Genomic DNA, 23,551 nt, shown 5'->3' on the forward strand with positions numbered 1-23,551 from the left:
CTCAGGCGGTTTTACGCAGCAGGCCGTGTTTCTTCAGGTGAACCAGCAGGATGGAGATGGCTGCCGGGGTGATGCCGGAGATGCGGGAAGCCTGACCTATGGTCTGCGGCCTGGCATCGCTCAGCTTGGCGATCACCTCGTTGGAGAGACCGTTGACGTCGCGGTAGTTCATGTCCAGCGGCAACAGGGTGTTCTCGTTGCGCAGCTGCTTCTCCACCTCGTCGTGCTGACGTTCGATGTAACCGGCGTACTTGATCTGGATCTCCACCTGATCGGCGGCGGCGCGATCGCTCAGCGCCGGGCCCACGCCTTCGATGGCCATCAGCGCATCGTAGGTCACCTCGGGACGACGCAGCAGCTCTTCCAGACTCTGCTCGCGGGTCAGCGGGGCATTGACCAAGGCGTTGACCGCCTCCAGCGACGGATGTTGCGGGTGGATCCAGGTCGAACGCATGCGCTGCTGCTCCAGCTCCACCTGTTCCATCTTGGCGTTGAATTTGCCCCAGCGCTCGTCATCCACCAGACCCAGCTCGCGGCCGATGGCGGTCAGGCGCAGGTCGGCGTTGTCTTCCCGCAGCAGCAGGCGATATTCGGCACGACTGGTGAACATGCGGTAGGGCTCGCGGGTCCCCAAAGTGGAGAGATCGTCCATCATCACGCCCATGTAGGCCTGATCCCGACGCGGATGCCAGGGATCCTTGTCCTGGGCACGCAGACCTGCGTTCAAACCGGCCATCAGGCCCTGGGCCGCGGCCTCTTCGTAACCCGTGGTGCCGTTGATCTGGCCGGCGAAGAACAGGTTGCCGATGCACTTGCTCTCCATGTTGGCCTTGAGATCCCGTGGATCGAAGAAATCATATTCGATGGCGTAGCCGGGGCGGGTGATGTGGGCATTTTCGAAACCACGAATGGAACGCACTATCTGCACCTGCACGTCGAATGGCAGGCTGGTGGAGATCCCGTTCGGATAGAGTTCGTGGGTGGTCAGGCCTTCCGGCTCGACAAAAATCTGGTGTGCCGTCTTGTCCGCGAAGCGGGTGATCTTGTCTTCGATCGACGGGCAGTAGCGCGGGCCTATCCCTTCGATCACCCCGGCGTACATGGGGCTGCGATCCAGATTGTTGCGGATCACGTCGTGGGTACGCTCGTTGGTGTGGGTGACGTAGCAGGGCACCTGACGGGGGTGCTGGCTGGCGTTGCCGATAAACGAGAAGACGGGGCGCGGATCATCGCCGTACTGGGCCTGCATCACGGAGAGATCGACGCTGCGGGCATCGATCCGCGGCGGTGTACCCGTCTTGAGGCGATCGATGCGCAGCGGCATCTCGCGCAGCCGTTGAGCCAGGGCGATCGAGGGAGGATCCCCGGCGCGGCCACCCTTGTAGTTTTCCATCCCTATGTGGATCAAGCCATTCAGGAAGGTGCCTACGGTCAGTACCACAGTCTTGCCGCTGATGCGGATCCCGCTCTGGGTGACCACACCGGCAACACGATCCCCGTCCATGATCAGATCGTCACAGGCCTGCTGGAAGATCTTCAGGTTCGGGTAGTTCTCCAGCATCTGGCGTACGACGGCTTTGTAGAGCAGTCGATCCGCCTGAGCACGGGTGGCTCGTACCGCTGGCCCCTTGGAGGAGTTCAGGGTACGGAACTGGATCCCGCCAAGATCTATGGCTCGCGCCATGATCCCGCCGAGGGCGTCAACTTCCTTGACCAGGTGTCCCTTGCCGATCCCGCCGATCGCCGGATTACAGGACATGTGTCCCAACGTATCGATATTGTGGGTCAACAACAGGGTATTCAGACCCATACGGGCTGCCGCTGTTGCTGCTTCGGTTCCTGCATGACCGCCACCGACGACGATCACATCAAATTGTTCATGGTATTGCATTGGGGATCACCTTGATCTGCACGCCTGAAGATCGTTGTTTGCCTGGGCTGAGGGGCGGAACATTCTATCTGTTTCGCGTCCTGAGGGGAACGTCTACTTAACGGTCAGTATGGAGGGAGGATCCACTTAATAGATCTTAAGGATCTTTAGATCGATCTTTTATTGGATCTTTTATTAGGATCCACCATTTCTGTTGATAAGCGCTTTTTGATCATAAAGATCATCTGGTTAAAGGCGATCTCAGCTTGTGGAAAAGCTTGGATCCTGGCCCCGGGAACAGGGGGATAACCAGTGCTTTTATACACAGGCGGCTGGCGAGCTGGATCTCATACATGGATAACTATAGGTTTTGCAGAGCTTTACACTGTAGTTATGCACATTACCCCCGGTCGTTGTGGGTAACCATGTAGAACAAGTCGTCAGGATCAATCTGTTAATAACCTGGTGGATAGCGATCTGGGGATAAACGGGGAGATCAAGACTTTTCTGCCGGATCTCCCAGGCCCTGATCAGGCGATCAATGGCATCCAGCCCTGGATCCAGGCTTCTGCGGCATCTTCCGGGATCTCGTGCTGGGTGACATCTATGTCGAGACGATCCCCGATCCTGCTGGCGCCGCACTCGGCCAGCAGCCGATCCAGCGTCTTGCCACCCTGGCAAAAGGTGTCATAACTGCTGTCGCCGAGGGCGATCACGCCATATTTCAAGGCATTAAGATCCGGATGCTGCTCGGCAAGATCCTTGGCGAAGGGTTGCAGGTTGTCGGGCACGTCGCCAGCGCCGTGGGTGGAAGTGACCACCAGCAGGATGGCGTCCGGTTCGGCCAGCACCTCGGCCAGCGTGGCCGGATTGTGGATCTCGGCCTGATGGCCTGCCTGTTCCAGCAGGTTGGCGACGTGGTCTGCGACATATTCGGCGGCGCCCAGCATGGAGCCGACGACGAGATTGAGTTTGGCCATGGAATGGATCCTGAAAAATGCGGAACCCGGATTCTACCGTCAAAGGGTGTGGATAAATATGGATAAAGCTTGGGGATAATGGATCCTCTTTTCTTTCCTTATATAAAGCAGGATCCCTCGCTTTCTTCTTTCCTCCGATCTTTTTAGCAGAGATGCCTCCGTCTGCTCCCTTCCTCTTCTGCCCGAAAATCGCCTGCTTGATACGTTAAGTAACAATGCAGATGCAAATGATTAGCAATTATTGAATCGATTCGATCATGGCTCCTGTAGTAGCATGACGCTGCTTTATTCGCCTGAGGAACCGGGCCGACCGGCATGACCGGGCACCAATAATAAGAAACCAGAAACAACTCATTGATATTTGAGACACTTATATGATTGCGCAAAAAAACACCCCAATCGCAGCGATGCGAAAGAGAGGGGCACAGCATCTGCTGCCGCTCTCCTGCCTGCTGGCAAGCCTGCCAGTGCTGGCTGAACAACCGAAAGAACTGCCCAAGGCCAGCGAGACCATGGTGGTCACCGGCACCGCCATGAAGGTGGAAGTGCCCATGGCCGAGACGCCTCGCGCCGTCTCAGTGGTCAACCGCGAGGATCTGGATCAGCGCGCCGTGCAGCAGCTTGACGAGTCCCTGCGCTACCGCTCCGGCGTGCTGACCGGCCTCTATGGCTCCGACAACAATACCGACTGGTTCAAGGTGCGCGGCTTCGATGCCGCCTCCTATCTGGACGGCAACCGCCTGTTCGGCACAGGTTACTATGTCTGGACACCCGAGCCGTTCGGCCTGGAGAGCGTGGAAGTGCTGAAAGGGCCGGCCTCGATCCTCTACGGCGAGGCGCCTCCCGGTGGCGTGATCAATGCCATCAGCAAGCGGCCGACCGCCACCCCGCAGGGGCTGCTGGATCTACAACTGGGCAGCCGGGATCATCGCCAGATCGGGGTGGATGTCTCCGATGCGCTGACCGACAACAGCCGCTACCGCATGGTTGCCCTCTATAAAGAGCGTGATGGCGTGCTGGATGGTACTTACAACGATCGCGTCTATCTGGCGCCGAGCGTGACCTTTGATCTCTCGGATCGCACCAGCCTGACCCTGCTGGCCAGCTTGCTGCACGACGAAGGGGTACCGACCAACGGCTTCTTCCCCGTCTACGGCACCCTCAATACCAGCGGGGGCCAGATCGATCCCTCCACCAACCTGAGCCAGCCGGATTACGATCGCAACCGCAACACCCAGATCTCCACCGGTTACGAGCTGGCTCACCAGCTCAACCAGACCTGGGAGTTCAAGCAGAACGTCCGCTTCAACTACAACGATCTGCTGCTGCGTCAGACCTATATCTTCCCGACCTATGAAGGCACCACCGCCTTCCGCGGTCTGGTCTACCGGGATGGCAACACCAAGAGTGCCACCATGGACAACCAGATGGTGGGTTACTGGAACACCGACAGCACGGAACAGACCCTGCTGCTGGGGCTGGATCTGCAGCGCCACGTCAATGAAGGCCAGGAAGCCGACAACTACGGCATGGGCTCCATCAACACCATGAACCCGGATTACAGCGGCTTCCCCGGTTTTGACGAATCCACCGCCACCCACCAGAAGAGCACCAAGGGCCAGAGCGGCCTCTACGCCCAGCACCAGGTTCGCTGGGACGATCGCTGGTTGCTGACTGGCGGCGGTCGCTTCGACTACGTGGAGACCCACAACATCAGCGAAGCCAAGGGAAAGAACGAGAAGCAGTATGATCACGAGCTCTCCCTCTCCGGCAGCCTGATGTACCTGGCCGACAACGGTCTCTCTCCTTATATTGCCTACGCCGAGTCGTTCGAGGTGTTGCCCGGGATCGACCCCAACACCAGCGAGTCCTACAAGCCGCTCAAGGGCACCCTGTATGAGACAGGCGTCAAGTACGCGCCCAGCTTCCTCGACGGCTACATCAACCTGGCGCTGTTCGATCTGGAGCAGACCAACTCGCTGGTCTCCACCGGTTCAGGCCAGCAGACCCAGGCCGGCGAAGTGACCTCCCAGGGCGTTGAGCTGGAAGGGAGCGTGCAGGCCACCGAGGCACTGCGTCTCACCGCCGCCTACACCTATACCGATGCCAAGACCAACGACACCGGCAAGGGCGATCGCCGTGCCAGCCTGATCCCGCGCCACCAGGCCTCCTTCTGGGGCAACTACAAGGTGCAGCAGGGTCCGGTTTCCGGTCTGGAACTGGGATCCGGCGTGCGTTATGTCGGCTCCAGTGTCGGCATAGGTGCCGTGAATGCGGACTACACCCCCATCTATGGTTCGGCTCAGGTGCCAGCCCATACCGTGTGGGATGCGATGATCGGGTATGACTTTGCCAAGAACTGGCGAGCCCAGCTCAACGTCAACAACCTGCTGGGTGATACCTATGTGGCGAGCTGTGACTACTACTGCTACTACGGCGAGCCGCGCAGCGTAGTGGGCAGCATCAACTACCGCTGGTAATAGAGGAGGGGTGGGGGCCCAGGCTCCTGCCCTCCTTTTTCCCTGCACATTGCTCCTGGCATATCTCTAGAATACCGGTCCGTTATGGAACTCTTGTCTCTGGTTTACCGCCAATATCGTTGGCCCTTCATCGCCATTACCCTGCTCAGCCTGCTCAGCGCAGTGAGCGGGATCGGCGTCATTGCCTTTATCAATCACTCTCTTGTCGAATCCGTCGGCGATCCGCTGCCGGTACTTGGCCAACTGCTTGGCTTGATCCTGTTGCTGCTGGTGATCACACTCGGCTCTCAATTGGCCTTGACCACACTCGGTCATCATTTTGTCTACCGGTTGCGGGGCCGTCTGCTCAAGCAACTGCTGGATACCGATGTCGCCCGCATTCGCCAACTTGGCCAGGGGCCGCTGCTGGCGTCCCTCTCCAGCGACATAGGCCAGATCACCATCGCCTTCGTGCGCCTGCCCGAGCTGGTGCAGGGGCTGGTGCTCACCCTGGGATCGGCCCTCTATCTCGGCTGGCTCTCGCCGGCCCTGCTCGGCGTCACCGCCCTCTGGGTCACCGTCACCATGGTGGTGGGCTGGCTGCTGGTGAACCGCGTCTATCACCACCTGTCCCATATGCGTCAGGCCGAGGACAGGCTCTACCAGAACTATCAGGCCATCATAGCCGGCAGCAAGGAGCTGGCGCTCAATCGCGAGCGGGCCCATTTCGTCTACCACCAGCTCTATGAGCAGAACGCCCGTGACTATCGCCAGCAGATCATCCGCGCCGACACCTATCACCTGAGCGCGGTGAACTGGTCGAATATCATGATGCTGGGGGCCATCGGCCTGGTGTTCTTCCTGGCCAACGGGCTGGGCTGGGCCAACACCAATGTGGCCGCCACCTTCGCGCTGACCCTGCTGTTCCTGCGCACACCCTTGTTGCAGGGGATTGGCGCCCTGCCGACCCTGCTCTCCGCCCAGGTGGCATTCGACAAGATAGCCGCACTGGCGCTGGCCGAGCCGGATCCCGACTTCCCGCTGCCGCCCGCGCCCCGTGCCTGGCAACGCATCGAGCTGGAGCAGGTGAGCTTTCACTATCAGGGGGAAGGCGGTTTCGCCGTGGGTCCTATCAATCTGGTGATCGAGCGGGGGGAGCAAGTCTTCATCATAGGCGGCAACGGCTCCGGCAAGTCGACCCTGGCCATGCTGCTGACCGGCCTCTATCAGCCGGTGTCTGGCCGGATCCTGCAAGATGGCGAACCCGTCACGGATCGCAACGCCTATCTGGCCCTCTTCTCCGCCATCTTCACCGACTACCACCTGTTCCAGCACCTGCTGGGGCCCGAGCCCAAGGCCGAGCTGGTGGCCGAGTGGCTGGATCGGTTGCAGATGGGCAGCAAGCTCGCCATCGAGGATGGCTTCATCACCGATATCGACCTCTCCCAGGGGCAGCGCAAGCGGGTCGCCCTGCTGCTGGCGCTGGCCGAGCAGCGTGAGGTGATGCTGTTTGACGAGTGGGCCGCGGATCAGGATCCCCAGTTCCGCCGCATCTTCTATCAGCTGCTGCTGCCGCGCCTCAAGGCGATGGGCAAGACGGTGATCGCCATCAGTCACGACGATCACTACTTCGCGTTGGCCGATCGCCTGCTGGAGATGCGCCAGGGTCAGCTTATCGAGCTGACCGGCGAACGACGCGAGCAGGTCAGCCAGGATGCCGTCGCTCATCTGGATTGCGAGGTGCCGGCTTGATGCCTGCACCGATGAGACTGGCATCAGGCCAGCACAGGAATTGCTTATGTTTGAGATGAAAGCCGCCAGCTTCGCGGTAAACGACCGCCAGCTGCTGCACCCAACGGACCTGCGTTTCGAGCAGGGCCGGGTCTATGGCCTCATAGGCCACAACGGCTCGGGCAAATCCACCCTGCTCAAGCTGCTGGCGCGCCAGCAGCCCCTGAGTGACGGCGAGATCCTGTTCGATGACAAGCCGCTGCAGGCGTGGGGCAATCGGGACTTCGCCCGTCAGGTGGCCTATCTGCCCCAGCATCTGCCGAGCGCCGAGAACCTGCTCGGGCGCGAGCTGGTGGAGATGGGTCGCTATCCCTGGCGCGGTCTGCTGGGCCGCATGGGGGAGGAGGATCAGCGTCAGGTCGAGCGGGCCATCGCCCTCACTCATACCGAACGCTTCGCCGACAGGCTGGTGGATACTCTCTCCGGCGGCGAGCGGGGGCGGGTCTGGCTGGCCATGCTGCTGGCGCAGGAGAGCCGCTTTATCCTGCTGGACGAGCCGCTGGCCGCGCTGGACGTGGCCCATCAGGTGGAGGTGCTGACTCTGGTCAGGCAGCTCAGCCGTCAGCTCAACCTCGGGGTCATCATAGTCATTCACGACATCAACATGGCCTCCCGCTTCTGCGATCGGCTGGTGGCACTGCACTCGGGCCGCCTGCTCACCCATGGCGAGCCAGATCGGATCATGACCAGCGAGACCCTGCACGCCATCTATGGCATCCCGATGGAGGTCATTCGCCACCCGGCCCATGACCACGCCATCGCCATTGTCTGACTGAGGGGCTCTCTTGAACCGTTTATTGAAGAAGATGGCGCTCTGCCTTGTCGGTCTGCTGCTGCCGCTTGCGGTGCATGCCACCTCCGCGCCGGAACCCCGCATCGCCACAGTCGACTGGACCATAGCCGAAACCCTGCTGGCGCTGGGGGTGACCCCGTTGGCGGTGGGGGATGTCAGCTCCTACCGCGCCTGGGTCGGCGAGCCGCTGCTGCCGGCCGAGGTGGTGGATATAGGACTGCGGGCCCAGCCCAACCGCGAGCTGCTGGCCGAGTTGAAACCCGATCGCATCCTCATCTCCCCGCTGGCGGCGCCGCTGGCACAGACCCTGTCCCGCATCGCACCCGTGCAGTCCATCGCCCTCTATGATCCGCAAACCGATCTGTGGCAGCGGCTCCATGAGGCGACCCTGACCATAGCGGCGCTGGTGAACAAAACGGCCGAGGCCGAGAGGCTGCTGGCCGGGCTGGATCGGGATCTGGCGCAGATGCGGGCCGAGTTGCCCGCGGATCTGCCGCCCCTGCTGGTGGTGCAGTTCATTGATGAGCGCCACGTGCGGGTGTTCGGCCGCCACAGCCTGTTCGAGGCCGTGATGCAGCGACTCGGCCTGCGCAATGCCTGGCAGGGGGAGACCAATGCCTGGGGTTTCTCGGTGGCCAGCATAGAGCAGTTCATGGCGCTGCCAGCCGCGCGGCTGGTGGTGGTGGATCCCATCCCCGTCGGGGTGAGCGAGCGTCTGCAGGAGCCCGGCCTGTGGCAGCATCTGCCGCTGGTGCAGCAGGCACCTGTGCTGCATCTGCCCGCAGTCTGGAGCTTCGGTGGTGTGCTCGCCGCCCGCCGCTTCGCTTGCCTGCTCAACGAGGCATTGCAGCAGGATGCCAGGGGAGATAGCCAATGAAACACATATTCCCATCCCCGCTGCTGCGGCCGGCCTTGATCCTGCTGGGGCTGACTCTTTCGCTCGCTGGCTGGGATCTGGCCCGCCAGGTGCCGGGCGCGCTCTGGTGGCAGACCCTCTTCTCGCCCAATCTGGATGATGTCCGCCAGGCCGTTGTGCACTTCAGCTGGCTGCCCCGGCTGACGGTGACTCTGCTGGCCGGAGCCGCCCTCGGTCTGGCCGGTACCCTGATGCAGCAGGTGCTGCGCAACCCGCTCGCCTCGCCGACCACCTTGGGGGTGGCCTCCGGCGCCCAGCTGGCGCTGATGATGGTGACCCTGTTTGCCCCCTCCTGGCTGCTGCTGGGGCGGGAGTGGATCGCCATGGCCGGTGGCAGCCTCGCCATGGCGCTGGTGTTCGCCCTGGCCTGGCGCCGTCAGCTCAATCCGGTAGTCATTGTCTTCGCGGGTCTGGTGATCAACCTCTATCTGGCGGCCATCAGCATGGGGCTGCTGCTGTTCTTTCAGGAGGAGCTGAAGGGACTGCTGGTGTGGGGCAGTGGCTCCCTGGCCCAGAACAGCTGGAGCGGAGTGAGCTATCTGCTGCCACGGCTGCTGGTGGCGGGGGGGCTGGCGGCTGTGCTGGTGCGCCCGCTGGCGGTGCTGGAGCTGGATGATGCCAGCGCCCGCAGCCTGGGTGTCTCCTTGCAGCAGCTGCGACTGGCCGGACTCGGGCTGGCGGTGTTCGTCACCGCCTGCGTGGTGAGCGTGGTGGGGTTGATCGGTTTCATCGGGCTGGCGGCGCCGGCCATGGTGCGGCTGCTGGGGATCCGTCAACTCGGCCAACGGCTGTTGTGGGGGCCAATCCTGGGGGCTCTGCTGCTGACGGCCACCGATCTGCTGCTGCAGACCCTGAGCAACGTCTGGCCCGTGCTGATCCCGACCGGTGCCATGACGGCATTGCTGGGGGCGCCGCTGCTGCTCTGGCTGATCCCGCGGCTGGCCCTGAAGTCCGGCTCGCCTAAGGGGGCAAGCGGCCTGTCGGTCGCACGGCATCCGGCCCCGACTCGGCTGCTCACCTTGCTGCTGCTCGGCCTGGGGCTCGCCATCATAGGCTCCCTGCTGGTCGGGCAGGGGATGGATGGCTGGAGCTGGCCGAGCTGGCTCAGGTGGCAGGCCCAGCTGGAGTGGCGGCTGCCGCGCACCCTGGCGGCCGGTGCCGCCGGCGTCTTGCTGGCGCTGGCTGGCACCCTGCTGCAGCGGGTCAGCAACAACCCCATGGCGAGCCCTGAGCTGCTGGGGGTGAGCGGCGGTACCTTTATGGGGGTGATAGCGACGGCCTTGCTGCTGCCGGCTTTGCCGCTGCCCATTATGCTGCTGGGCGGCCTGCTCGGCGCCTTCGTTTGTCTCTTGCTGCTGGTGCTGGTCAACCGCAAGCACGGCTTCCAGCCGGAGCGGATCCTGCTGTCCGGCATCGCCATCACGGCGCTGTTCGAGCCGCTGCAGGCCATAGCGCTGGCCAACGGCGACATACGGGTGCAGCAGCTGCTCTCCTGGATGTCCGGCTCCACCTATTACGTCACCCTGCCGGTGGCCTATGGGCTGGTGGCACTGGCGGTATTGATGCTGGCTGCCTGCCTGCTCATCAGCCGCTGGCTCGATCTGCTGCCGATGGGGTCGGCGCTGGCGACCGCATTGGGCATTCGCCTCAACCGGGCGCAGCTCGCCATACTGCTGCTGGTGGCCGTGCTCACCGCCAGCGCCACCCTGGTGGTGGGGCCGCTCTCCTTCGTCGGTCTGCTGGCCCCGCACATGGCCAAGCTGATGGGACTGGTGCGGGCACGCTGGCACCTGCTCGGTGCCGCCGCGTCCGGCGCTCTGCTGATGGTGTCGGCGGACTGGATCGGCCAGCAGATCCTGTTCCCGCAGGACGTGCCGGTCGGGCTGGTCTCCACCCTGTTAGGGGGCGCTTACTTCATGTGGTGCCTGCGCCGTCTGTAGGTTTTCGAAGAAAAAACGCACAAAAAAGCCCGGGATAAACCCGGGCTTTTTATTGCCTGCCGTGCGGCGTTACTTGCCGATACAGAAGCTGGAGAAGATGCGGCCCAGCAGGTCGTCGGAGCTGAACTCGCCGGTGATCTCGGAGAGGGACTCCTGCGCCAGGCGCAGCTCTTCGGCCACCAGTTCACCGGCAACATAGATTTCCAGCTGATCCCTGGCCACCAGCAACCGCTCGGCGGCGCGCTCCAGCGCGTCCAGGTGACGGCGGCGGGCCATGAAGCCCCCTTCTGTGTTGCCCTGGAAGCCCATGCAGGCTTTCAGGTGCTCGCGCAGGGCGGGCAGCCCCAGCTCTGTCTTGGCGGATATGCGGTAGACGGCATGGCCCAGCTCCTGGCTCGGCGCCAGATCTTCGCCGGTCAGGTCGGCCTTGTTGCGCACGACCGTGAGGCCGATGTTTTTTGGCAACCGATCAACAAATTCCGGCCAGATCTCCCGCGGGTCGATCGCATCTGTCGTTGTGCCATCCACCATGAAGAGCACACGGTCGGCCTGTTCTATCTCGGCCCAGGCGCGCTCTATGCCGATCTTTTCCACCTGATCCTGGGTGTCGCGCAGACCGGCGGTATCTATGATGTGCAGCGGCATGCCATCCAGGTGGATGTGCTCGCGCAGCACGTCGCGGGTGGTGCCGGCTATCTCGGTGACGATGGCGGACTCGCGTCCGGCCAGGGCGTTGAGCAGGCTCGACTTGCCGGCGTTGGGACGACCGGCGATCACCACCTTCATCCCTTCCCGCAGCAGGGCGCCCTGCTTGGCTTCGCCGCGCACGCCATCCAGCTCGTCCATGATGGCGTACAGATCGCCCGCCACCTTGCCGTCGGAGAGAAAATCGATCTCCTCGTCCGGGAAGTCGATGGCCGCTTCCACATAGATGCGCAGCCGGATCAGGCTCTCCACCAGCTGCTGGATTTTGCTGGAGAACTGCCCCTGCAGGGAGTGCATGGCGCTGCGGGCGGCCTGCTCGCTGGAGGCTTCGATCAGATCGGCGATGGCCTCGGCCTGGGCCAGGTCCAGCTTGTCGTTCATGAAGGCGCGCTCGCTGAACTCGCCGGGGCGGGCAGGGCGCAGCCCCTTTATCTGCAGAATACGGCGCACCAGCATGTCCATGATGACGGGACCGCCGTGACCCTGCAGCTCCAGCACATCTTCGCCGGTGAAGCTGTTGGGGGCCTTGAACAGCAGGGCTATGCCCTGATCCAGCGGTTGGCCTTGCTCATCCTTGAACGGCAGATATTCGGCGTAGCGCACCCGGGGGCGCTTGCCGAGCACTATCTCGGCGACCTGTTCGGCGGCGGGGCCTGAGACCCGGACTATGCCAACGCCGCCACGGCCGGGCGCGGTGGCCTGGGCCACGATCGTATCTGTTGTCATCTTGCTTGGCTCATTTGCTCGGTAATTGGGGGACATTGTAATAAAAAAGGCGGCCCCAAGGCCGCCTCTTTTGTCATCAGGGGGAAGATTAGCTGCGGGTGTGCAGGCCTTTCTTCTCCAGCTGACGATAGATGATGGTCTGCTGGGTAATGGAGATGACGTTGCTCACCAACCAGTACAGAGTCAGGCCAGCCGGGAACCAGAGGAACATGAAGGTGAAGATGATCGGCATGAACTGCATCACCTTCTGCTGCATCGGGTCTGTCACCGTGGTCGGGCTCATCTTCTGCAGATACCACATGGAAGCACCCATGAGGATTGGCAGCACGAAGAAGGGGTCCTTCACCGACAGGTCGGTGATCCACAGTGTGAACGGCGCGTGACGCAGCTCAACGGATTCCATCAGGGCCCAGTAGAGGGCGATGAAGATCGGCATCTGGACCAGAATCGGTAGACAGCCACCCAGCGGGTTGACCTTCTCCTTCTTGTACAGCTCCATCATGCCCTGAGACATCTTCTGGCGATCGTCGCCGAAGCGCTCACGCAGTGCGGCCAGCTTGGGCTGCAGCATGCGCATCTTGGCCATGGAGGTGTACTGGGCCTTGGTCAGCGGGAACATGATGCCGCGCACCAGCAGGGTCAGCATTATGATGGCCAGACCCCAGTTCTGGACGAAACCGTGGAACACGGTCAGCAACCAGTGCAGCGGTTGGGCGATGAACCAGAGCCAGCCGTAGTCGACGGTCAGGTCGAGGTGGTTTGCCACCTTGGCCATCTGGTCTTGCAGCTTGGGACCGACCCACAGCTTGCTGGTCACTTCGGCCTGCTGGCCGGCAGCCACGTCTACCAGCGGCGCCTTGTAGCCAATGATGGCCTGGTCTTTACCAGGGATCACGCGGCTGTAGAAGCTGTTGGTATCGTCGGCATTCGGTGCCCAGGCAGAGACGAAGTAGTGTTGCAGCATGGCGACCCAACCACCCTTGGTGGTCTTGTTCAGGTCGGCATCCTTCATCTCGTCGAAGGTGTACTTCTTGTAACGGCTCTCTTCGCTGGAGAAGGCGCCACCACGGTAAGCACTGGCTACCATGGCGTGACCTTCCTGATCCTTGGGCGTGGTCACGGTCTGCTTCAGCTGACCGTAGAACTGCACCTGGACCGGCTCGGCGGATTTGTTGTCGATCTTGTAATCGACGCCAATCGCATAGTCACCGCGCTTGAGCACGAACTCTTTGGTGAAGACCACACCCTTGCTGTCGGTCCAGGTCATCGGTACGACGACTTGATCCTGACCATCGGCCAGCTGGTAGCTGGTCTGGGTGGCTTCATAGGTGGGACGACCCTGGGCCTGGCTGTCAGGACCATCGCGACCCACCAGGCCGCTCTGGGCGACATAGAGGCGGTCAGGTTGACTGGTCAGCAGGACGAAGGATTGATCCTTGCCTTCTTCCAGCTTGTGGGCCAGCAGCTCGGCAGAAACGATGTCACCGCCCTGGGTGTCCAGGGTCAGCTTGAGCACGTCGGAGGAGACTGTGATCAGCTTGCGTGCGGCGTTCGCGTTGGCTTGCTCGGAAACCTGAGGAATATCACCGGTCTGACCGGCTTCAGGTACGAAATGTTCGGTTTGGGCCACGGTAGTCGGGGCCGGCTTCGGAGCCTTGTCAGACTCCCACTGTTGCCAGAGCAGAAAGCTCACGAACAGCAAACCGATCAGGATGAGATTGCGTTGTGATTCCATAGTCTTCAGTTTCTTCGCTTTGGTTGCGGAACCGGGTCATAACCACCCTCGGATAAGGGATGGCATTTTAATAGACGTTTGCTGGCTAACCAAACGCCTTTTATGAAACCGTGAAGTCGGATTGCTTCTATTGCAAATTGGGAACAAGTTGGCGTGAAACGGCAGCGCGGCCCGAGCAGAGGGCTAATGATTAGCTGATACAGGCGTATCAGTTTGACAGCTACCCATTGCAACGGCGTGACAGAGTGCGCCATAGCTTTTCCAGTAACTTGAACAGCTCCTCGTTATCCATCTCTTTGACGCCGCCCTTGGCGATCACGACTATGTCGATAGCGGGCAGGTTGGCTTGATTGAGACGGAAACTTTCCCGGACCACTCGTTTGACACGATTACGCCAGACGGCACGCTTGAGTGCTTTTTTGGGCACAGCGAGGCCAAGACGGGGATGTTCGAGGGTATTGGGACAGGCGAGAAGAGTAATTTGCGGAGAAGCGGCCCGGACAGGCTCGGCGAAAACGCGTTTGAAGTGTTCGGGAGTTAACAGACGTAACTCCCGAGAGAAGGTGTGCGGCGTTGGCATTAAACTACCAGACGGGCACGACCCTTGGCACGACGAGCGGCCAGAACTTTACGACCGTTGGCAGTTGCCATGCGGGCGCGGAAACCGTGAGAGCGCTTGCGCTTCAGGTTGGACGGTTGAAAAGTACGTTTCATGATTCGATTCCGTATTTCTGTACAGTTTTGATTGTCACACTTAGCCGACGCGCCAGCTATAGCGTGTGACGACTAGCAAAAGAGGCCGAATTCTAAACAGAGTTCGGCTTTTAGTCAATCCGCCGTTCCCTCTCATCTTGCCCTGACTCATAAAGAAGCAGGAGAAGCTGGCAGGATCCGGAGGATCAAGGGCTCCGGATTATACTGGCAACCCGGGGTTAAACAAGGATCCTCCAATAAAAAAGGCGGCAAGGCCGCCAAAGAGAGAGCTATTTAAGCACTTTTCGCAAGAACTCCCGGGTACGGGGATCCTTGGGATCGACCAATATCTGATCCGGTGGGCCCTGTTCCACGATCCGGCCCCCCTCCATGAAGATCACCCGATCGGCAACATCGCGAGCAAATTCAATCTCATGGGTCACCACCACCATGGTCTGGTGCTGGCGGGCGAGCTCCTTCATCAGCCCGAGCACCTCGTCGACCCACTCGGGATCCAGGGCCGAGGTGGGCTCATCGAACAGAATGACCTTGGAGTGAGCCGCCATGGCGCGGCCTATGCCGACCCGCTGCTGCTGGCCGCCGGAGAGGGACGCCGGGTAGGCATCCTGCTTGTCGGCAAGCCCAATGTCCTTGAGGATGCCCAGCGCGGTGGCACGGGCCTCCGCCTTCGGCTGTTTCCAGACTGTGATCAACCCCTCGGCTATGTTGTCGAGCGCCGTCTTGTTGGCGAACAGGGCATAGTTCTGGAACACGAAGGAGGCGCGCTTGCGCAGCTCGATGGCCTGCTGCTCGCTGGCGTTGGCCAGATCCAGCTGCAGGTCGTCGATGGCAAGAGTGCCCGCATCCGGGGTCTCCAGCAGGTTGAGACAGCGCAGCAGGGTCGACTTGCCGGTGCCGGAGGGGCCTATGATGACCACTATCTCCCCCTTCCTGACCTCCAGATCTATGCTGTTGAGCACCTTGTTGCCGTGAAATGCCTTGGAGAGGCCGGTTAATTTGATCATCGCAGACCTCCCTTAATAGGCTCGGTTCAGGTGAATTTCCAGCAGGTGCTGCAAGCGGGTGAAGATGATGACCACCACCCAGTAGACCAGGGCCACCGCCATGAAGCTCTCGAAGAACTTGAAGGAGGAGGAGGCTTCCATCTGCGCCTTGCCCATGATCTCGGCCACCCCCAGGGTGAAGGCGAGCGAGGTGCTCTTGATCATGTCGATGAAGTAGTTCATCAGCGACGGGGTCGCTATGCGGGCCGCCTGCGGCAGTATGATCCGCTGCATCGCCTGGTAACGGCTCATGCCGATACTGAGCGCCGCTTCCATCTGGCTCTTGTGAATGCCCAGAATGGCGGCGCGGATCGACTCGGCCATGTAGGCGGCGAAGTGCAGGGTCAGGCCGACTATGGCGGCGGTAAAGGCATCCATCCCCACGAAGACGGGGAACAGTTGCGGCAGTCCGTAGTAGAGCAGGAACAGCTGGACGAGCAGGGGAGTACCTCGAAAGAACGAGATATAGAGCATCGCCAGCCAGTGGATCACGGGGACGCGAAACACCCGCACTATCGCCAGGGTCAGCGACAGTACGAGTGCCAGAACGAATCCCCACAGGGCCATTTCCATCGTGGTGCCCAGGTATTTGAGCAGGATGGGGAACAGCCCTAGCGTGTACTCGAGGTCAAATTCCATCATTTATTTGTCGGTGATATCGGAAGCGAACCATTTTTCGGAGATTTGGCGCAGGGAGCCATCCTTGCGCATGGCGGTCAGGGCGTCGTCGACCTTCTTCAGTACGGCCTGTTTCTCCGGCGTCTTCAGGAAGGGCAGGGCGTTCTCGATGGTCTCGAACGGTGCGCCGGCCTGTTGCAGCGGAAGCTTGGATTCCTTGATCAGCTGGGCGGTGGAGACGCGGTCCATCACGAAGGCGTCGATGCGACCCAGGGCGACATCCTGCTCGAAGCTGGAGTCGTAGGTGCGGATATCGATCTTCTTGTTCGGGTCGTTCTTGCGCAGCAGCTCTTCGAAGTTGGAGCCGAGGTTGACCGCGACCTTCTTGCCTTCCAGATCCTTGATGCCGTGGATGGTGCTGTTGCCCTTGCGGACCACTATCTGGGCGCCGTCATAGACGTAGGGCTGGGAGAAGGCGTACTTGGCCTTGCGCTCGTCGGTGATGGTGATCTGGTTGGAGATGGTATCGACACGGCCGGTTTCCAGCATGCCGAACAGGCCGGAGAAGCTGGCGGTCACGAACTCGACCTTGTAGCCGGTGCGCTCACCGATCTGGTTCCACATATCCACCTCGAAGCCCTGCAGCTTGTCCTGCTTGACGAAGGTGAACGGGAAATACTTGCCGGACATGCCGACCTTGATGGTTTCCTGGGCGATGGCTTGACCGGACAGGGCTGCCAGCAGAATGGCGGCACCGGAGACCAGCTTGATGGATGATGTCATGGGGATTCCTCTCTCTGTTGTTCTGTATTTTTAGTTGTAATCACTGGATTTGCGCTGATGTTATTGGAATAAAAGCCAAAGAATAAATGATATTTGGTTATATAAAATAACCGGTTCAGGTCTGGATCTTTGGTGCCATCCTGGATGGATCAGGCTGTGGGTAACTTTGGGGATGAAATCAGATCCAGCGGTGCTGGATCCTTGAAAGTCAAGGATCTTATTTGCCGGATCCGCGAGGTGGCGGCTAGAGATCCAGCCGCTAAAAACGTAGAATAGCCGGTCTTTAGTTAATCAATTGACGGGAGTTTAGAGTGACTGCTTCGCTATGGCAGCAGTGCCTTAACCGGCTGCAAGATGAGTTGCCCTCGGCAGAATTCAGCATGTGGATCCGGCCGCTTCAAGCGGAGTTGAGTGACAATACTCTGACCCTGTATGCACCGAATCGCTTTGTTCTGGACTGGGTACGAGACAAGTATCTCATCCGGGTTAACGGCATCATCAATGAACTCTGTGGGGTCGATGGCCCCACCCTGCGTTTTGATATAGGTAATCGTCCTCATCCCGTCGCGGTCGCAAGAGCGCCGGCGCGTGGTGCTGCGCCTGTGAATAACTTGCAGAAGAGCTGGGAAAGCAAGGCTGAAGCCAAGCCTGAGCCAAACCACAAGAGCAACACCAACGTGAACTATACCTTCGAGAACTTCGTCGAGGGCAAGTCCAACCAGTTGGCCCGCGCGGCTGCCCGTCAGGTAGCCGACAACCCGGGTGGCGCTTACAATCCGCTGTTCCTCTATGGCGGCACCGGCCTGGGCAAGACCCACCTGCTGCACGCCGTTGGCAACGCCATCAAGGAGCGCAAGAAGGACGCCAAAGTCATCTATATGCACTCCGAGCGGTTTGTGCAGGACATGGTGAAGGCGCTGCAGAATAACGCCATTGAAGAGTTCAAGCGTTATTACCGTAGCGTCGATGCCCTGCTCATCGATGACATCCAGTTTTTCGCCAACAAGGAGCGCTCCCAGGAGGAGTTCTTCCACACCTTCAACGCGCTGCTCGAAGGCAACCAGCAGATCATCCTGACCTCGGATCGCTATCCGAAGGAGATCAATGGTGTCGAGGATCGCCTCAAGTCCCGCTTCGGCTGGGGCCTGACGGTGGCGATCGAGCCGCCGGAGCTGGAGACCCGCGTCGCCATCCTGATGCGCAAGGCAGATGAGAACCAGATCCACCTGCCGGACGAAGTGGCCTTCTTCATCGCCAAGCGTCTGCGATCCAACGTCCGTGAACTGGAAGGCGCCCTCAACCGGGTGATCGCCAACGCCAACTTCACCGGTCGTGCCATCAACATAGATTTCGTGCGCGAAGCGCTGCGCGATCTACTGGCGCTGCAGGAGAAGCTGGTCACCATAGACAACATCCAGAAGACGGTGGCGGAGTACTACAAGATCAAGCTGGCGGATCTGCTGTCCAAACGCCGCTCACGCTCCGTTGCCCGTCCACGTCAGCTGGCGATGGCACTGGCCAAGGAGCTGACCAACCACAGTTTGCCGGAAATCGGGGATGCCTTTGGTGGCCGTGACCACACTACCGTCCTTCATGCCTGCCGCAAGATAGAGCAACTGAAGGAAGAGAGCCACGACATCAAGGAAGATTATTCCAACCTGATCCGAACCCTTTCCTCCTGATAACAACGGTGAGTGGACAGATGCAGCGCGAATATTCCAACCTGATTCGAATCCTTTCGTCCCGATAACAACGGAGAGCACAGATGCAGCTCGAAATTAGCCGTGAGGCCCTGTTACGTCCTCTGCAACTGGTGTCCGGTGCCCTGGGTGGCCGGCCGACCCTGCCGATCCTCGGCAATGTCCTGCTTGATGTCAGCCAGGGTCTGCTGTCGCTGACCGGCACCGACCTGGAAGTTGAGATGATAGGTCAGGTCTATCTCAATAATGAGAGCCAGGATGGCCGCACCACAGTGCCGGCGCGCAAGCTGCTGGATATCTGCCGCGGCCTGCCGGAAGGGGCGGACATCCGCCTCAACACCGAAGGCGAGCGCCTGATCATCCGCTCCGGTCGTTCCCGCTTCAACCTGTCGACCCTGCCGGCCAGCGAATACCCGAATATCGAGGATTGGGAATCCGTGCTCGAATTCGACATAGGCCAGCTGGAGCTGAAGAAGCTGATCGATGCCACCCAGTTCTCCATGGCCAGCCAGGACGTGCGTTACTACCTGAACGGCATGTTGTTCGAGAGCGAGGGCCACGGCCTGCGTACCGTGGCGACCGACGGTCACCGTCTGGCGACCTGCCGTCGCGAGGTAGTGGAAGAATCGCTGCCCGATCATCAGGTCATCCTGCCCCGTAAAGGTGTGCTTGAGCTGGTGCGCCTGCTGGAAGCGGAAGACAAGCCGGTACGGCTGCAGATCGGTCGCAGCAACCTGCGCGCGGCGCTGGACGGCTTCATCTTCACCTCCAAGCTGGTGGATGGCCGCTTCCCGGATTGGCGTCGGGTTATCCCGCGCAACAGCGACAAGGCCCTGATCGCCGGTCGTGAGGATCTGCGCCAGGCGTTTGCCCGCGCGGCCATCCTCTCCAACGAGAAATTCCGTGGGGTGCGTCTCAATCTGCAGGAAAACCTGCTGCGCATTACCGCCAACAACCCGGAACAGGAAGAAGCCGAAGAGCTGCTTGACGTACAATACGAGGCCAGCGAGATGGAGATAGGTTTCAACGTCTCTTATGTGCTGGACGTGCTGAATACGTTAAAATGTGACCAAATTCGGATTAGCCTGAGCGATTCCATCAGCAGTGCCATTATTGAGGATTTTGATCATCAGGATGCTCAGTATGTGGTGATGCCGATGCGGATCTAGTCGTGGCCCTGGTCAAACTCCAGCTCAGCGACTTTCGCAATATCCAGCAGGCCAGTCTCAAGCTGTCCCCCGGCCTCAACATCCTGGTCGGGTGCAATGGCAGCGGCAAGACCAGCGTGCTGGAAGCCATTCACTACCTTGGTCTCGGTCGCTCCTTTCGTACTCACCTGACCGGGCGGGTCATCCGCCAGGGGGAGCGGGCCTTTACCCTGTTTGCCCAGTGCGAACTGGAGGGGCGTCAGGTGCCCATCGGACTCGCCAAGGACAAGAGTGGCGAGACCCAGCTCAAGATTGCGGGGGCCCAGGCCCAGCGACTGGCCGATCTGGCCGAGCTGTTGCCGGTGCAGTTGATCCATCCCGATGGCTTCAACCTGCTGACGGGCGGGCCCCAGGCTCGCCGGGCCTGGCTGGATTGGGGCGTCTTCCATCAGGAACCGACCTTTTTCTCCCTGTGGGGACGAGTGCGGCGTCTGCTGAAACAGCGCAATGCGCTGCTGCGCCAGAGCACCCAGTATCGCCAGCTGGCGTTCTGGGATCAGGAGCTGGTGCGGCTCGGGGGTGAACTGGCCGAGTTTCGCGCCAGTTATTGTCAGGCCATTACGCCCCTGATCAAGGAGATGACGGCAGATTTTCTGCCGGAATTCGACATCAGTCTCGGTTTCTATCGGGGCTGGGAGAAAGAGACTCCCCTCGGCGACTTGCTGGAGGCGGGGTTTGAGCGGGATCGTTCGCTGGGTTACACAGGGGTAGGCCCACAGAAGGCTGATGTGCGACTCAAGGCGAACGGTGTGCCTGCTCAGGATATTTTGTCCAGGGGTCAGCTGAAGTTGTTGGTCTGTGCCATGCGACTGGCCCAAGGGCTCTATTTGAATCAACATAGCAGCCGTGGCTGTATTTTTTTAATTGACGATTTTGCCTCTGAACTGGATGTCGACAAGCGCCGCTTGCTGGCCGCAAGGCTGAAGCAGTGTGCGTCCCAGGTGTTTATCACCGCCATCGATACCGGTCAGCTCGCAGACATGATGGATGCGAATGACTGCAAGTTGTTCCACGTGGAACAAGGCAAGATCTCCGAAACGTTAGAGAAGGCAGAGAGTAAGCTATGAGTGAAAATACTTACGACTCCTCGAATATCAAGGTACTGAAGGGCCTGGATGCGGTCCGCAAGCGCCCGGGGATGTACATCGGCGATACGGATGATGGCTCAGGTCTGCACCACATGGTGTTTGAGGTCGTCGATAACTCCATTGACGAGGCTCTTGCTGGCTACTGCTCCGATATTCTGGTCAAGATCCATTCCGACGGTTCCGTTTCCGTGCGTGACAATGGCCGGGGTATCCCGGTAGACATGCACGAGGAGGAGGGCCGCTCCGCCGCAGAGGTCATCATGACCGTACTGCACGCCGGCGGTAAGTTCGATGACAACTCCTACAAGGTGTCTGGCGGCCTGCACGGCGTGGGCGTCTCAGTGGTTAACGCCCTCTCTGACAAGCTGTTGCTGACCATACGTCGCAACGGCCATGTCTACGAGCAGACCTATCACCTGGGTGAGCCGCAGGCGCCGCTCAAGCAGATCGGCGACAGCAGCAGCGGCACGGGTACCGAGGTGCGCTTCTGGCCGAGCCCGACCATCTTTACCGATACCCTGTATCACTACGAGATCCTGGCCAAGCGTCTGCGCGAGCTCTCTTTCCTCAACTCCGGTGTCTCCATCCGTCTGCAGGACGAGCGGGATGGCCGTGAGGTGCATTTCTGCTACGAGGGCGGTATCAAGGCGTTCGTTGAATATCTGAACCAGAACAAGACCCCGATCCATCCCAAGGTGTTCCACTTCTCCACAGAGCAGGACGGCATCGGTGTCGAAGTCGCCATGCAGTGGAACGATGCCTATCAGGAAGGGGTTTACTGCTTCACCAACAACATCCCGCAGCGGGATGGTGGTACTCACCTGGTGGGTTTCCGCACCGCGCTGACCCGTACCCTCAACACCTATATGGACAAAGAGGATTACAGCAAGAAGGCCAAGTCGGCCGCCAGTGGCGACGACGTGCGTGAAGGTCTGATTGCGGTCATCTCGGTCAAGGTGCCGGATCCCAAGTTCTCTTCTCAGACCAAGGACAAGCTGGTCTCTTCCGAAGTGAAGACCGCCGTTGAACAGGCGATGGGCGAGAAGCTCGGCGAGTTCCTGCTGGAAAACCCGGGCGATGCCAAGATAGTGGTCAACAAGATCATCGATGCGGCCCGTGCCCGTGAAGCGGCGCGCAAGGCGCGCGAGCTGACCCGTCGCAAGGGTGCGCTGGACATCGCCGGCCTGCCCGGCAAGCTGGCAGACTGCCAGGAGAAAGACCCGGCCCTCTCCGAACTCTACATAGTGGAAGGGGACTCTGCTGGCGGCTCCGCCAAGCAGGGTCGCAACCGCAAGAACCAGGCCATACTGCCGCTCAAGGGCAAGATCCTGAACGTGGAGAAGGCCCGTTTCGACAAGATGATCTCCTCGCAAGAGGTAGGCACCCTGATCACGGCTCTGGGCTGCGGCATAGGTCGTGACGAGTACAACCCGGACAAGCTGCGTTACCACAACATCATCATCATGACGGATGCGGACGTCGATGGTGCGCACATCCGTACCCTGTTGCTGACCTTCTTCTATCGTCAGATGCCGGAGATCATCGAGCGTGGCTACATCTACATAGCCCAGCCGCCCTTGTACAAGGTCAAGAAGGGCAAGCAGGAGCAGTATCTGAAAGACGAAGATGCGCTGCTGCAGTACCAGACCGCCATGGCGCTGGATGGTGCTACCCTGCACGTCAACGAATCTGCCCCGGCCATAGGTGGCGAGGCGCTGGAGCGTCTGGTCAACCAGCACCGTGCCGTGTCTCACCTGATCACCCGCATGTCCCGCCGGGCGCCGGATGCCGTATTGACCCAGCTGATCTATCAGCCTGAGTTGAACGAAACCCTGCTGGCCAGCGAGAGCGACCTGCTGGCCTGGTGTCAGGCAATGGAAGCCGTGCTCAACGAGAGCAACCACGGTATCCAGTACCAGATCCAGGTGCGTCGTGATGAAGAGCGCCGCCTATTCGTGCCGCACGCCGTGGTACGTCAGCACGGGGTCGACCGTGAATACGCGATCAGCTACGACTTCCTGCAGTCCGGTGAGTACCGTCAGCTGGTTTCTCTCGGCAAGGAGATCGCCAACCTGATCGAGGAAGGCGGTTTCATCAAGCGTGGCGAGAAGGTCAAGCCGATTGCCAACTTCGTGGAAGCGGTCGACTGGCTGATGAGCGAAGGCAAGCGCGGCATCTACATCCAGCGCTATAAAGGGCTGGGCGAGATGAACCCGGACCAGCTGTGGGAAACCACCATGGATCCGGAAGCACGTCGCATGCTGCGCGTGACCATAGACGACGCCGTTGGTGCCGACCAGCTCTTCTCCACCCTGATGGGTGATGCGGTCGAGCCTCGTCGTGACTTTATCGAGACCAACGCCCTGCGGGTCGCCAACCTCGACGTCTAATCGACCTAGTCAGTCAGACAGCAAAAAGCCGCTCCTTGTGAGCGGCTTTTTTACATCTGTCGTCAGCGGAATAGCATTATCCGTTCGGCAGC

19 protein-coding genes are annotated in these 23,551 nt (G+C 60.4%); 9 read left to right on the forward strand and 10 right to left on the reverse strand.

Features of this window, described 5'->3' with window-relative positions; genetic code table 11:
- Position 1 precedes the first annotated feature (1 nt).
- Both mnmG and mioC read right to left on the reverse strand, forming a co-directional pair.
- Entirely contained in the window at positions 2–1,891 is a 1,890-nt protein-coding gene (gene mnmG / locus ACM3N8_RS20115) for a tRNA uridine-5-carboxymethylaminomethyl(34) synthesis enzyme MnmG (protein WP_043557322.1), read from the reverse strand.
- A gap of 509 nt (positions 1,892–2,400) precedes the next feature.
- Positions 2,401–2,850, reverse strand: a complete 450-nt coding sequence (gene mioC / locus ACM3N8_RS20120; protein WP_103472774.1) for an FMN-binding protein MioC — start codon at positions 2,848–2,850, stop codon at positions 2,401–2,403.
- Positions 2,851–3,224: 374 nt separating this feature from the next.
- Here mioC and ACM3N8_RS20125 point away from each other — a divergent pair, with 374 nt between their 5' ends.
- The 5 genes from ACM3N8_RS20125 to fhuB all read left to right on the forward strand — a co-directional run bounded on the left by ACM3N8_RS20125 (position 3,225) and on the right by fhuB (position 10,749).
- The gene (locus ACM3N8_RS20125; RefSeq protein WP_416016531.1) at positions 3,225–5,330 is read left to right on the forward strand and encodes a TonB-dependent siderophore receptor; all 2,106 of its coding nucleotides are present in this window, start codon (positions 3,225–3,227) and stop codon (positions 5,328–5,330) included.
- Between the two features lie 84 nt (positions 5,331–5,414).
- Positions 5,415–7,061, forward strand: a complete 1,647-nt coding sequence (locus ACM3N8_RS20130; protein WP_416016532.1) for a multidrug ABC transporter permease/ATP-binding protein — start codon at positions 5,415–5,417, stop codon at positions 7,059–7,061.
- Positions 7,062–7,107: 46 nt separating this feature from the next.
- The gene (locus tag ACM3N8_RS20135) at positions 7,108–7,872 is read left to right on the forward strand and encodes an ATP-binding cassette domain-containing protein (RefSeq protein WP_103472777.1); all 765 of its coding nucleotides are present in this window, start codon (positions 7,108–7,110) and stop codon (positions 7,870–7,872) included.
- Positions 7,873–7,906: 34 nt separating this feature from the next.
- Positions 7,907–8,770: an ABC transporter substrate-binding protein gene (locus tag ACM3N8_RS20140; RefSeq protein ID WP_416016543.1), complete on the forward strand. Its 864-nt coding sequence runs from the start codon at positions 7,907–7,909 to the stop codon at positions 8,768–8,770.
- The gene (gene fhuB, locus ACM3N8_RS20145; protein WP_416016533.1) at positions 8,767–10,749 is read left to right on the forward strand and encodes a Fe(3+)-hydroxamate ABC transporter permease FhuB; all 1,983 of its coding nucleotides are present in this window, start codon (positions 8,767–8,769) and stop codon (positions 10,747–10,749) included. Before ACM3N8_RS20140 ends, fhuB begins: the two co-directional genes overlap by 4 nt.
- 69 nt (positions 10,750–10,818) lie before the next feature.
- Here fhuB and mnmE read toward each other — a convergent pair whose 3' ends face one another.
- From mnmE to ACM3N8_RS20185, 8 genes are all read right to left on the reverse strand, one after another.
- Positions 10,819–12,180, reverse strand: a complete 1,362-nt coding sequence (mnmE, locus tag ACM3N8_RS20150; RefSeq protein WP_098981225.1) for a tRNA uridine-5-carboxymethylaminomethyl(34) synthesis GTPase MnmE — start codon at positions 12,178–12,180, stop codon at positions 10,819–10,821.
- An 88-nt stretch (positions 12,181–12,268) separates the two neighbouring features.
- Positions 12,269–13,915 (reverse strand): membrane protein insertase YidC, encoded by a 1,647-nt coding sequence (gene yidC / locus ACM3N8_RS20155; RefSeq protein WP_043135288.1) that lies wholly within the window; start codon positions 13,913–13,915, stop codon positions 12,269–12,271.
- Positions 13,916–13,920: 5 nt separating this feature from the next.
- Positions 13,921–14,169 carry a membrane protein insertion efficiency factor YidD gene (gene yidD, locus ACM3N8_RS20160; protein WP_010635605.1) on the reverse strand — a complete coding sequence of 83 codons (249 nt, stop codon included), beginning with the start codon at positions 14,167–14,169 and terminating at the stop codon, positions 13,921–13,923.
- Positions 14,136–14,495 carry a ribonuclease P protein component gene (gene rnpA, locus ACM3N8_RS20165; RefSeq protein WP_042037151.1) on the reverse strand — a complete coding sequence of 120 codons (360 nt, stop codon included), beginning with the start codon at positions 14,493–14,495 and terminating at the stop codon, positions 14,136–14,138. The genes yidD and rnpA overlap by 34 nt, the downstream gene beginning before the upstream one ends.
- A complete protein-coding gene (rpmH, locus tag ACM3N8_RS20170; RefSeq protein ID WP_005307156.1) occupies positions 14,495–14,629 on the reverse strand; it encodes a 50S ribosomal protein L34 in 135 nt (44 codons plus the stop codon). The genes rnpA and rpmH overlap by 1 nt, the downstream gene beginning before the upstream one ends.
- A gap of 269 nt (positions 14,630–14,898) precedes the next feature.
- Positions 14,899–15,633 (reverse strand): amino acid ABC transporter ATP-binding protein, encoded by a 735-nt coding sequence (locus tag ACM3N8_RS20175; protein ID WP_005319551.1) that lies wholly within the window; start codon positions 15,631–15,633, stop codon positions 14,899–14,901.
- A 12-nt stretch (positions 15,634–15,645) separates the two neighbouring features.
- Positions 15,646–16,314: an amino acid ABC transporter permease gene (locus ACM3N8_RS20180; RefSeq protein WP_122974194.1), complete on the reverse strand. Its 669-nt coding sequence runs from the start codon at positions 16,312–16,314 to the stop codon at positions 15,646–15,648.
- Complete coding sequence (locus tag ACM3N8_RS20185) at positions 16,315–17,073, reverse strand: amino acid ABC transporter substrate-binding protein (protein WP_043557335.1); 759 nt, start codon at positions 17,071–17,073, stop codon at positions 16,315–16,317.
- Positions 17,074–17,384: 311 nt separating this feature from the next.
- Here ACM3N8_RS20185 and dnaA point away from each other — a divergent pair, with 311 nt between their 5' ends.
- The 4 genes from dnaA (at position 17,385) to gyrB (ending at position 23,459) form a co-directional block, all read left to right on the forward strand.
- Positions 17,385–18,755, forward strand: a complete 1,371-nt coding sequence (dnaA, locus tag ACM3N8_RS20190; protein WP_043135284.1) for a chromosomal replication initiator protein DnaA — start codon at positions 17,385–17,387, stop codon at positions 18,753–18,755.
- A gap of 83 nt (positions 18,756–18,838) precedes the next feature.
- Positions 18,839–19,942 carry a DNA polymerase III subunit beta gene (gene dnaN, locus ACM3N8_RS20195; RefSeq protein ID WP_005319542.1) on the forward strand — a complete coding sequence of 368 codons (1,104 nt, stop codon included), beginning with the start codon at positions 18,839–18,841 and terminating at the stop codon, positions 19,940–19,942.
- A gap of 2 nt (positions 19,943–19,944) precedes the next feature.
- Positions 19,945–21,048 carry a DNA replication/repair protein RecF gene (gene recF, locus ACM3N8_RS20200; RefSeq protein WP_103472781.1) on the forward strand — a complete coding sequence of 368 codons (1,104 nt, stop codon included), beginning with the start codon at positions 19,945–19,947 and terminating at the stop codon, positions 21,046–21,048.
- Positions 21,045–23,459 carry a DNA topoisomerase (ATP-hydrolyzing) subunit B gene (gene gyrB / locus ACM3N8_RS20205; protein WP_043135282.1) on the forward strand — a complete coding sequence of 805 codons (2,415 nt, stop codon included), beginning with the start codon at positions 21,045–21,047 and terminating at the stop codon, positions 23,457–23,459. The genes recF and gyrB overlap by 4 nt, the downstream gene beginning before the upstream one ends.
- Positions 23,460–23,551: the final 92 nt, after the last annotated feature.

This window comes from Aeromonas sp. A04 (assembly GCF_047780465.1).
In the GTDB taxonomy this organism is placed as follows: Bacteria; Pseudomonadota; Gammaproteobacteria; order Enterobacterales; family Aeromonadaceae; genus Aeromonas; species Aeromonas bestiarum.